The sequence below is a fragment of the Bradyrhizobium sp. Mp27 genome, from assembly GCF_029953005.1.
Taxonomy (GTDB): domain Bacteria; phylum Pseudomonadota; class Alphaproteobacteria; order Rhizobiales; family Xanthobacteraceae; genus Bradyrhizobium; species Bradyrhizobium barranii.
Genome location: NZ_JASAUS010000195.1, coordinates 1 through 10,886, shown reverse-complemented (window position 1 = coordinate 10,886; position 10,886 = coordinate 1). Strand labels below are relative to the sequence as shown.

Annotated in this window: 10 protein-coding genes; 8 read left to right on the top strand and 2 right to left on the bottom strand. The window is 57.9% G+C overall.

What is annotated here, in order from left to right; translation table 11 throughout:
* Window positions 1–298 precede the first annotated feature (298 nt).
* The 8 genes from QJT78_RS44465 (at window position 299) to QJT78_RS44430 (ending at window position 10,061) form a co-directional block, all read left to right on the top strand.
* On the top strand, window positions 299–1,513 hold the full coding sequence (locus QJT78_RS44465) for a hypothetical protein (RefSeq protein WP_155258176.1): 1,215 nt from the start codon (window positions 299–301) through the stop codon (window positions 1,511–1,513).
* Window positions 1,510–2,799: a glycosyltransferase family 4 protein gene (locus QJT78_RS44460; RefSeq protein WP_038945302.1), complete on the top strand. Its 1,290-nt coding sequence runs from the start codon at window positions 1,510–1,512 to the stop codon at window positions 2,797–2,799. Before QJT78_RS44465 ends, QJT78_RS44460 begins: the two co-directional genes overlap by 4 nt.
* Window positions 2,800–2,898: 99 nt before the next feature.
* Window positions 2,899–3,519 (top strand): class I SAM-dependent methyltransferase, encoded by a 621-nt coding sequence (locus QJT78_RS44455; RefSeq protein WP_155258177.1) that lies wholly within the window; start codon window positions 2,899–2,901, stop codon window positions 3,517–3,519.
* Window positions 3,520–3,529: 10 nt separating this feature from the next.
* Window positions 3,530–5,599: a glycosyltransferase family 2 protein gene (locus tag QJT78_RS44450; RefSeq protein WP_281460633.1), complete on the top strand. Its 2,070-nt coding sequence runs from the start codon at window positions 3,530–3,532 to the stop codon at window positions 5,597–5,599.
* Between the two features lie 27 nt (window positions 5,600–5,626).
* Entirely contained in the window at window positions 5,627–6,931 is a 1,305-nt protein-coding gene (locus QJT78_RS44445) for a TylF/MycF/NovP-related O-methyltransferase (RefSeq protein WP_240537807.1), read from the top strand.
* 82 nt (window positions 6,932–7,013) lie between these two features.
* Window positions 7,014–7,838, top strand: a complete 825-nt coding sequence (locus QJT78_RS44440) for an ABC transporter permease (protein WP_028153895.1) — start codon at window positions 7,014–7,016, stop codon at window positions 7,836–7,838.
* On the top strand, window positions 7,828–9,279 hold the full coding sequence (locus QJT78_RS44435; RefSeq protein ID WP_038945298.1) for an ABC transporter ATP-binding protein: 1,452 nt from the start codon (window positions 7,828–7,830) through the stop codon (window positions 9,277–9,279). Before QJT78_RS44440 ends, QJT78_RS44435 begins: the two co-directional genes overlap by 11 nt.
* Window positions 9,276–10,061, top strand: a complete 786-nt coding sequence (locus tag QJT78_RS44430) for a class I SAM-dependent methyltransferase (RefSeq protein ID WP_080586825.1) — start codon at window positions 9,276–9,278, stop codon at window positions 10,059–10,061. The genes QJT78_RS44435 and QJT78_RS44430 overlap by 4 nt, the downstream gene beginning before the upstream one ends.
* Window positions 10,062–10,426: 365 nt before the next feature.
* Here the strand turns inward: QJT78_RS44430 and QJT78_RS44425 are convergent, their stop codons facing one another.
* Window positions 10,427–10,585 carry a hypothetical protein gene (locus QJT78_RS44425; RefSeq protein ID WP_157791240.1) on the bottom strand — a complete coding sequence of 53 codons (159 nt, stop codon included), beginning with the start codon at window positions 10,583–10,585 and terminating at the stop codon, window positions 10,427–10,429.
* Window positions 10,586–10,640: 55 nt separating this feature from the next.
* Window positions 10,641–10,778, bottom strand: a complete 138-nt coding sequence (locus QJT78_RS44420) for a hypothetical protein (protein ID WP_157791239.1) — start codon at window positions 10,776–10,778, stop codon at window positions 10,641–10,643.
* Window positions 10,779–10,886 lie beyond the last annotated feature (108 nt).

Genomic DNA, 10,886 nt, shown 5'->3' with positions numbered 1-10,886 from the left:
GTCGTCAGGCGGCGAAAAGCCGAAGGCAATCCTGTGCGCCTCGTCAGACAAGATGTGCGGCCGCATCAATCGGGCCCAAAAGCCGCACTCTCACGAATAGGACGGGCTAGACGGTCCTTGCCGTTGCCAGTTTTTCCTTTTGAGTGTGACATTTTTTCACCAACACGGCGAAATCCTGCGGCTCAGCATTGTCTGGCTACCGCCCAGCATGAGGTTGACGCAAGAAGACCAACCTGATGAGACTGCGCTGACCATCAAGTCATTCTTCAGATAGCATCATTGGTTACCGGATGGCAGCGTGCGAATTCTTGTTCTGACCTACGCGTTTCCTCCGCTTCACGTTCAGATGACCCCGGTGGCCCTCAAGCCGATGGCGGCGATGACCAAACTTGGCGTCTCAGCTGACGTCGTGACGGTCCGGAATTTTCCTTCCATCCTTCCGCTGAGCGACGATCTGGTCTCCTACGCGGATACCATCTTTGAGAAGAAAATCTTTGTCGACGACTATAAAAAGACCGGCTCCTGGACGTTGAAGTGTGGTGAACTTTTGCGGCTGCCTGACCTTATGGCGACCTACAGCTGTCAAACTCTTCATGCGTTGCTCAGCCTCGATCTCGCCCGCTACGATGCAATCCTGACGTGGTCTCCATTTCATTCCGTTAATCAGGTGATGATGGAACTCAAGAGCGAGCATCCTGGCGTGAGATGGATCGCGCAGTTCAGCGACCCATGGGCCGGGAACCCCTTGGAGCGTCACTGGAGCACAAATCGCTGGAATTCCCACTTCGAGCAGCGAGCCGTCCCGCTTGCCGACGCGATTATACATAGCTCCCATTATTCGATGCGAATGATGGCGAACGCGGTCAGCACCGCCGACAAGAGCAGATTTTCGGTCGTCGAGCATTGTTACGATCGCTCACTGTACGAAATTCGAGAGCCCCGATCGCGCGATCGCTTTGTGATCCGTTATGTCGGAACTCTGTTCGGCCGTCGGACGCCGGAGCCATTCTTCGGAGCAGTACGAAGTCTGCTGGCAAGACGACCGGAGCTGGCAAGCGTATTTTCGCTTGAGCTTGTCGGCCCGGTTGAGCCTGCCATGCTTATCTCGGACGCCGCGTCCTCCTTGCCCAACGGCATGATCGACAATGCGCCGCACGTCGGATACCTCGAATCGCTCAGATACATGGCCGGTGCGGATCTGCTTGTGCTCATCGAAGCCGACGTAAAGGCGAACTTATTCCTTCCGAGCAAGCTTGCCGACTATGTCGGATCAGGCTCACCAATCCTTGCTCTCGTTCCGCCAGGGGCGGCAAGAGATTTCACCCGATCACTCGGATGCTGGCATGCCGAGCCAGGTAACGTTGACGACATTTCGCAGGCCTTGGAACAGGCATTCGACCACATCCAGACCAAAGGAAGCGCGACCTGGCGTAATGAAGCGGTCGCGGAGACGCTGTCGGCCGACACCATTGCGCGCCATTACAAGTCGATCTTTGAACGGGTCATCGCGTGAAGAAACCCCGGATTCTCTTTGTTGCGATGCAGGCCAGCCCGCATGCGGCACGATGGGTTAACATGATTGCGGATCAGGGGTGGGATCTGCACTTGTTCCCCGTCAATTCAATGCCGGCGCTTCCAGAGTTCCGCAACATAACCATCCATCAGCCATGGTTCACTGTCCGTCCGCGGGCCGCACTGGCCGCGACGGAGCGATTTGCACGACGATGTGTGTTCAACATCAAAGGCGATCAAGGACAAATCAACGGTTCAGTCGTAGAGCGCCCCATCTTTCCGATCCCGATGCCCACGAGGTTTGCGCGGGTGGCCAACGGCTTCAAGACACCTCTCGGAGCTTCTGGCGCCCAGGCACCGCTCGCCTATGGTCCACATGTGCTCGCGCGCCTCATAAGAAAGTTGAAGCCCGATCTGATCCACTCAATGGAGTTTCAGCACTGCGGATACAACGTGCTGGAGGCCAGGAAGCTCATTGGTGAAGCCAAGTTCCCGAAATGGCTGGCAACCAACTGGGGCAGCGACGTCTTCTACTACAGGCACTTCCCGTCCCATGAGAAGCAGATACGTGAGCTGCTCTCCTCGATAGACTACTATAGCTGCGAATGTCACAGAGACGTTGAGATCGCTCAAAGTCTGGGGATGGGTGCCGAGGTGCTGCCGGTCAAGCCAAATTCCGGCGGCTTTGACCTGCCGGCCGTCAAGCAATTGCGTTCGCTGCGCCCGCCATCCAAGCGTCGTCTCATCATGGTCAAGGGCTACCAGCATTTCGCGGGCCGGGCACTTGTTGCGCTCGATGCTCTCGCCAAAGCCTCTGATGCGTTGACCGGCTACAAGATCCTGGTTTTCTCGCCTTCCGAACCGATCTATCTGCGCGTTGACGAACTGCGGAAATATTACGACCTGGACATCGAAATCCTGCAATATGCCGAGCACTCAAGGATGCTACGACTGTTTGCTGCGGCACGGTGCTACCTCGGCGTCAGCGTCTCGGATGCAATAAGCACGTCGATGCTCGAGGCGATGGCCTTGGGCGCTTTCCCAATTCAGACCAACACCTCGTGCTGCGAGGAATGGATCCAAGATGGAAAGACCGGTTTTTCGATACCACCTGATGACGTAGGGGTTATTGCCGACCGGATCCGCGAGGCCCTTTCCAAGGACGAGCTCGTGGACACGGCTGCTGAGATGAATTGGACCTTGGTCTCAAACCGGCTCGACGCTTCCGTGCTGAAGCGCGAGGTCGTGCAGGACTACCGAAACTTGCTCGAGAGGCACCCTGATTAGTCTCCCAGGTAGTGTCCGATTGTACGCCAAACCGTTGCGTTAGCTGTCGACTTTGGGTAATGGGGCTGAAAATGCCTAGGCAAGGCGGGGGGAACTGCATTGCGGGACGTCTTTGATCGTATCTTCCACGAAAACAAATGGGGCAGCGCTGACTCTCGGTCCGGCGAAGGTGGGGAGCTATCCCAGACTACCACCATTCGGGCCGTGATACCCGAAATCATCGCCACGGTGGGCGCGCGCTCAATGCTGGACTTGCCTTGCGGCGACTTCAATTGGATGCGCTTCGTTGATCTCGGAATCGACTACATCGGCGCGGACATCGTTCCCGAACTGATTGCCACCAACCAGACGAAGTATGGCAATGATCACCGTCGATTCATCGTGCACGATGTGGCCCAGGAGCAAATCCCGAAAGTTGATCTGGTTCTTTGTCGCGATTTACTTGTCCATTTTTCGTTTGAGCACATTCGATCGGCTTACGGCAATCTTCGCGCCAGCGGGTCGGGCTACATCCTCACGACGACGTTTCCGCTGCGACCCGAAAACGCTCAGATCGAGACCGGAGAATGGCGACCTCTAAACCTGTCGTTGCCCCCATTCAATTTTCCGAAGCCGATACGCATCATCAATGAAAATTGCACCGAGTGGGATGGCCACTGGTCCGACAAGAGCCTCGGGCTCTGGCGGATCGCCGACCTGCCGGAAGTTCTGCCAATTTGAGGCGCCCTAGATGACACAATCCCCCCGTGTTTCAGTCATACTGCCTACCTACAATCGCGCCGGCCTGGTCAGATGCGCAATTGCGAGCGTGCTAGATCAGACATACCGGGATTTCGAGTTGATCGTCGTCGACGATGGCTCGACCGATGAGACGCCAGCGGTTCTTGGCAGCTTTGATGACCCGCGCTTGAGGTGCTTCTCACAGCCGAACAAAGGCCGCTCCAGCGCGCGCAACTTCGCTTTGCAACATGCACGCGGAGATTACATTACCTTCCAGGATTCCGACGACCTTTATCTTCCGGCAAAGCTGGCGAAGCAGGTGCAGTTCCTTGACGAGCACCCGGATTATGCCGCCGTCTACACCTCTGCCTCATGCATCGGTGACAACGGAGACAGCCTCAACTTCGTCTATCGCGCCTCGGTTTCCGGAAACATTTACCCCGACATCGCATTCTTCCAGCCCGTGACCATCACACTCCCCACAGTAATGGTGCGCCATGCGGTGTTAGACGAGACCGGGGTCTTCGATGAAGCAATGCATCGCTTTGAGGATACGGATCTGTGGCGGCGAATCGCCAAGCATCACCTGTTCGGAGCTATCGACGCAGTAACCTGCCTGGTGCGCACTCACTCAGGCAACATTCTCGGCAGCCAGGATCCCGAAACCATGGCCGCAGCTGTTAACCAATACGTGTCCAAAGTTATGAAAGAGGACAGTGACATTTGTCCTGGCATTCTGGAGGCCGGCGCAAGGCGACTTTACAAACACTATGGATTTGCGATGGCAACCGACCCCCGCTTTGCTCCAGCCGGCAAGGCCCTCTCCGACAAAGCCGCGCTCTACTTCCAACCGAAAGTCTCTATCGTCATCCCAGTCTACAACGGCGCCGACTTCCTCCGGGAAGCGATCGATAGCGCCATAAGGCAGACGTATCCCAATGTCGAAATTGTCGTCGTGAATGACGGCTCAAATGATGATGGAGCGACTGAAGCCATCGCGCTGAGCTACGGCAAACGCATCCGTTACGTGCGCAAGCCGAATGGCGGCGTAGCCTCTGCGCTCAACCGTGGCATCCGTGAAATGTCGGGCGAACTGTTCTCCTGGCTCAGCCACGATGATCTCTATTCCGCCGACAAGGTGGCCAGTCAGGTAGAATTCCTTGCCGAGCAGCCCGATCCTTTCAACTGCATCGTTTACGGCGATTATTCGGTGTTCACTGGTTCCGTCGAGAACGCCGCTCTGATGCGGATGCCTCACGTCGCGCCAGAAGACTTCCGCTATTTCATTACGGAGCAGAACATCCTCCACGGATGCACATTGCTGGTGCCCAAAGCCGCATTCGACAGGTCCGGCTTGTTCGATGAGACCCTGCGGACCACCCAGGACTATGATCTATGGTTCCGTCTTGCGTCCAGGCACCGGTTCGTCCATTTGCCGTCCGCAGGAGTTTTTGCCCGCGGCCACGAAGGTCAAGGCACAAATCGCATGAAGGACATTGTGCTCACGGAGTGCAATGAGCTGCTCGGTCGCTTCGCAGGCAATCTGGCCCCGGAAGAACTGCGCCGATCATCTTCCAAGCCTGCCGCAGTAGCGCTCCTCGACCTGGCGGTAAACCTCGCACAGCGAGGCTTCATCGGAGCCTCACTGCATACGACGCGGCTCGCCAAGGACGCGATTCGCAATTCGATACAAGAGCTGGCTAAACGTCAGGCAAAGGAGCCCGATCTACGCAGTGCTGCGGCAGTTGAAGAGCTTGAAGGCGTCTCACAGTTGGTTACGACGCTGGTTGCGGAGCGCGCGGAGGCTTTGGCGGCGGCTGTGATGGCGGAAAGACCTCGTGCCTTAGCGGACGGGATTAAGCAACCTGCCGTTGTTGCTCCACCCGCGGAGTCGGAGGTTGCGCAGACGTCTTTCGAAACCTCGGTACCAGTCGCGCTGCCGATCGAACGTCCCGCTACTGCAATTATCAAAATCAAGCGTTTTGTGCGACGCGCAGGCCGTAGGCTGCCCGCAAGCATGAAAGCACCCGCAAGGCGACTCTGGCAAAGGTTCTCGGTCCGCTACCGCGCCGTTGCGTAGGTGACCAAAATAAAGAAGGCCGTATGAATGGCGCTGCATAACCGAATTCGGAACTGGCTCGCCAGCGCATTTGGCGGAGAAACGAGAGGTCGCCTTGCGACCCTCCACATTCAGAATCGCGAAATTTCAGCTGGACTTTCTGCTGTGGGCCAGACTCTCCAACGACACGTGGATGAGTGGAATGGGGCACTGCAAGTTCAGCATGACGCAATTCTATCCAGCCTTTCCGAAATGGACGCGTCTCTTCAGCGCAATTTTGATGCGTGGAATGCCAGGCTTACGCAGATGGACGAGCGTGCTACGAGGGTATCAGAGCATATTGAGAGCGCGGGAGCGGCCGCGGACATTCTTCGCGCCCTCGACGCCGTTCAATCTTCGCTTCTTCATGGCGCTGAAGAACATGCATCAGCGGACTCCTCTCGAGCTACGGTAATTTCCAACCAGATCACGGACACGCGGGCGGCAATCTCCGGGTCGCTTCAGTTGCTCGGAGCAAATCTGCTTGCCGTCGGCAGCCGCCTGGATGACGCGATTGCATCACTCAAACGACTGAACGCGGGACCCGAAGCCGGCGCCCTTGCCATCGACCTTTACCTCACCCTGCTCGAAAAGGTCCTTACCGGCACCCTCCACGGTGATGCGGCCATTTCTGGCACAGGAACAGTGCCGCAGGACGAGATCCGCCGAGCAGTTGGATATGACTGGCCGGCGACGGCCGAAACCATGATTGGCGTGGCTCGCTTGCGTAATGTTCGCATGCTGCTTGAACGCGCAATCGCCGAGAAGATCCCCGGGGATTTCATCGAAACAGGGGTATGGCGTGGTGGCACATGCATTTATGCGCGCGCCATCCTGATGGCACATCATCAGCCGACCCGACGGGTTTTCGTTGCGGATAGCTTTCGCGGACTGCCTCCGCCCGATCCGGAGAACTATCCCGCTGACGCCAACGATCCGCACTCCACGTTTGCCGCGCTTAGCGTCAGCCGCGAGGAGGTAGAGCGGAATTTCCGACGTTACGGGCTGCTCGACGAAAACGTGGTGTTTGTCGAAGGGTGGTTCAAGGATTCACTGCCGACCGCCCCGATCGAAAAGATCGCAGTCCTGCGGCTGGACGGTGACATGTACGAAAGCACTATTCAGGCTCTGAATGCACTCTACCACAAGGTCTCTCCAGGCGGCTTTGTTATCATCGACGACTACATCCTGAAGAACTGCGCCCAGGCTGTCGATAACTTTCGGTCCACCCACAGGATCGACGCTCCATTGAGCGCCGTTGATGGGGCGGCCGTATGGTGGCAGGTCCCCGCATCTAGGGGGGCTCTCCCATGATTGTGCGCTCATCACAGGCGGTTGAGGTGAGCCACCTCTTTCCGCTTCATTCTTCGGTCATGCCTTTCCCGGGCGCCACCCTATGAGACAGCATCCGACCTCGCTCTTGTACCTTTGGCGATCCACCCTGGAGCACCGCACTCTCATCGGACGGCTGGTGTCGCGGGAGTTCGAGGCGCGCTTTCGAGGCCACATTCTCGGAACGGTCTGGGCAATCGCAACGCCGCTGCTGACGGCAATGGTGTTTACTTTTGTCTTCTCGATCGTATTTCGCTCTCGGTGGGCGGGAGGTGCCGAAGACCTCGGCACGAGCGGTTATGCCATCATCTTTCTAACAGGAATGATCGTTCACACGATTTTCGCTGAAGCGGTCTCCCGGGCGCCTTCTCTCATTGTCGGCAATGCCAACTACGTCACGCGCGTGGTCTTTCCGCTCGAGATTTTGCCCGTAGTGGCCGTGGGCACGGCGCTCATCAATGCCGCGATCGGACTTGCTATCGTGCTCGTCGGAAACACCCTGCTAAACGGCAGCTTCCATCCAACGGTCATGCTACTACCCGTTGTCTTGCTGCCGTTCCTGATTTTCGTGATCGCTCTTGTCTTCCTCTTTGCTGCGCTCGGCACCTACGTTCGCGACATCTCTCAGATGCTTGGCTTATTGGTGACAGCCAGCCTTTTCCTGACGCCTATCTTCTATCCGCTCGAATCCGTGCCAGAGAAAATCCGGTGGTTGGTCACCGTAAACCCGCTGACCCTGGCAGTGGAACAAGCCCGTGCGGTTGTTCTTTATGGACACTCGCCTGACTTCCTTCGGTTAGGACTATTTCTGGCGTGGGCATCCGCGGCGCTTGCATTCGCGTTTTGGGTCTTCCAACGACTACGGCCGGGCTTTTCCGATGTCCTCTGAGGAAGCAATTGTCGTCGAACGGCTGTCAAAGGCGTATCTGATCTACCCCGATCCGATGTACCGCCTGTGGCAGGCGCTCGTGCCGAGAGCACAGAGCGTTGTGCAGCCGCTCGCCAGCCTGCTCGGCATCTCGCTGCGAGAGCGGTCCTACTTCACGAAGTTCTGGGCGCTCCGGGACGTATCCTTTCGAGTGAAGCGCGGCGAGAGCATTGCCATCATCGGGCGCAACGGCTCGGGGAAATCGACCCTCCTCAAGCTCGTGTGCGGCACGCTCTCTCCAACAGGAGGCACCAGCTCCGTCCACGGAAAAGTCGCGGCCATTCTCGAACTTGGCTCCGGCTTCAATCCCGAGTTCACCGGACGCGAAAATGTGTTTCTCAATGCGAACATCCTGGGCCTAAAGCGGGAGGAAGCCGAGGCGCGTCTAGATGACATTTTGGCATTTGCGGAGATAGGCGAATTTGTTGATCAGCCCGTCAAGACCTACTCGACGGGCATGGTCATGCGTCTCGCGTTCGCCGTAATCGCGCATGTCGACGCCGAGATCCTAATCATTGACGAAGCCCTTGCGGTTGGAGATGCCTATTTCTCCCAGAAATGTCTGCGCTGGCTCCGTCGGTTCCGCGAACGAGGCACGATCCTTTTCTGCGGGCACGACACCGGGGCAGTCATGAGCCTCTGCGATCGTGCCATCTGGATCGACAAGGGAAACCTGGTCTGTGAAGGGACCGCGAAGGACGTGTGCGAGGCTTATTCCGCCTCGATCATGAGTCAGGCGATAGGAAGTGCCGATCCTGCGATGCCCCCAGTCAAGCCAATGGTAGCGGAAAATGACGGACACCCGACCGCATCGGACCCAGGTCCCATCGAGGCTGACGCCCCACCCGTCCGACGGCCGAAAGTGGCCCTGCCCTTGCCGCCGGAAGATCACAGCGCGGCCGTCTTCAACGCACTGACGGAGAGCGCCAGCTTTGGCAGCGGCCAGGCCGAAATCTACGAGGCCTCTCTTACCGATCCCGACGGGCAGCGGCCAGGCTGGATCGAGGGTGGTGAGCATCTGCTGATTACCGCCCGCATCAACATCAAAGCCGAGACCTATGCTCCCATCGCCGGCTTCATCATCAAGGATCGGCTCGGCCAGCCCCTGCTTGGGGACAATACCTTTCTCCGCTATGCATCGGCACCGCTGTTGTGCCGACCAGGCGACCGGCTGGAAGCACGTTTTGGGTTCCGACTACCCAACCTTGGCACAGGCCGATACTCGATCACGCTGGCGCTCGCGTCGGGCACTCCCGAAGAGCATGTGCAGCATCACTGGCTGCATGATGCCATTTTATTCGACGTCCACTCCCCCTTCCGAAACGGCGTGATGATCGCGATGGAAATGGCCGAAATGTCTTTGACCCAGATGGTCCCGGCTGCAGGAGGCGAATTGATATGAGTTCAGGTCCTATGCAAGATTCCTCCCTGGAAGAGCGCATTCTCTCTCAGGAGTGGTTCTACGATTTTGCGCTGCCATCCGGTCGCCGGACGAAGCTCTACATTCCCGAAGTGGTCGAGCACATCCACCGCACCCGCCGGGATATGATGATTGCCGAGCTCGAGCCGCTGTTCGCGAAGTATCCGGACTCTCTTTCGGCAATTGACATTGCGTCCCACCAGGGATGGTTTTCCTTGGAATTGGCGAAGCACTGCAAATCCGTCGTTGGTATCGAATATCAGGCTCGTCACGTTGAAAGCGCCAGGCTCATGGCAGAGTGCCTGGGCGCTGATCACGTCAAATTCGTCCAGGACAACGTTGAGACGATGGCGTCCGGAAAGTTTGAACCGGCGGACATCGTGATCAACTTTGGCCTCATGTATAATCTTGAGAACCCGATCGGCGTATTGCGCCGCTGCCGCGAGATGACGCGCAAGGTGCTTCTGATCGAGACCCAGTGCACCATTCTGGACCTGGAAGGCCGTATCGACTCAGGTGATTGGACAGCAACCAACTACATGCACGGGTACTGGGGTGTCTTTGCAGGAAACCCCGACAACATTGACGGAAGCGCGAGCGACATCGTGTTTTATCCCTCGCCCAAAGGATTGTGCTGGACACTCAGTCGACTGGGGTTCCAGGACGTCCGGATTCTCGTTCCGCCACCCGGGGCCTACCAGCAACTCGCCACAGGCAAACGAATCATGGTCGCCGCTTACCTCGAGACCCTAGATCGGGGCTGATTGCCAGAAAGCCAAATGAGCTTGGAGATGAACTATTTCCCCCAGGTCCATCGGCTCGTTGAATTGCAGGAGTCTTGTGGTCAGACCGTCATGTTGAGTGCCAGGATTGCGAAAGGCGTCCCAGTCTCGCTGCCGTCCGACTGTCCTTAGTGTCATGTAGCGACCACGCTGGGCGCTGGACCGCACATCGGTCGCTCTTTCTAGAAGGATAGCGACCGCTGGACCTCGCCGCTGACGCGTCCCGGCGGATTGGTCGAGATCGCATCCAGCACCCAGCCGTCTAGGACGGCCGCATCCACATCGAGAAAATCAACGCTCCGTCCTGTTCCGGGACACCCGGCGATCTTCTATCACGAGAACGGAACCTACATCCGCGTCCTCGACGGCGCGGACTCGCATTTGGGCTGACTTGGTGCGCGCGCCTGCAACTGCGGCGGCGCCGGCATGCCCTGCTCGACCTGCAATTGTCCGGCGGAGGGCGAGACGCCCCGCATGCCCGATGGCTTCAGGGTCGAGATCGACAAGAACGGCTCGCGGCACTGAGCGGACGTTGGCGCTGCCAAGCCTCTGGAGCCCGATCTACATCTGCCAGACGGTCGCCTCCTCGTGAGTCCACGCGGCGTAGAGTGCGCGGATCGTCTTGAGGCGATCATGGTAGCCTGGCGGCTGGCCGGCCTTGATGTAGCGGGCCTGAACACGGAGAGACCAGCGGGCCATCGTAAGCGACGTTCGCGTCCCACTCGCAAAGGTTTGGCGTGGGGATTGCAGTCTGTTGATCAACGTGTTTGCAAATCGTTGGCGGGGGGTATGGAGGCGGCAACGACG

What these genes read in the sequence shown, in the direction of transcription:
- QJT78_RS44440 (WP_028153895.1), top strand. Translation starts at nt 7,014, where the DNA reads ATGAGACAGCATCCGACCTCGCTCTTGTACCTTTGGCGATCCACCCTG.
- QJT78_RS44445 (WP_240537807.1), top strand. Translation starts at nt 5,627, where the DNA reads ATGGCGCTGCATAACCGAATTCGGAACTGGCTCGCCAGCGCATTTGGC.
- QJT78_RS44435 (WP_038945298.1), top strand. Translation starts at nt 7,828, where the DNA reads ATGTCCTCTGAGGAAGCAATTGTCGTCGAACGGCTGTCAAAGGCGTAT.
- QJT78_RS44430 (WP_080586825.1), top strand. Translation starts at nt 9,276, where the DNA reads ATGAGTTCAGGTCCTATGCAAGATTCCTCCCTGGAAGAGCGCATTCTC.
- QJT78_RS44420 (WP_157791239.1), bottom strand. Translation starts at nt 10,778, where the DNA reads ATGGCCCGCTGGTCTCTCCGTGTTCAGGCCCGCTACATCAAGGCCGGC.
- QJT78_RS44450 (WP_281460633.1), top strand. Translation starts at nt 3,530, where the DNA reads ATGACACAATCCCCCCGTGTTTCAGTCATACTGCCTACCTACAATCGC.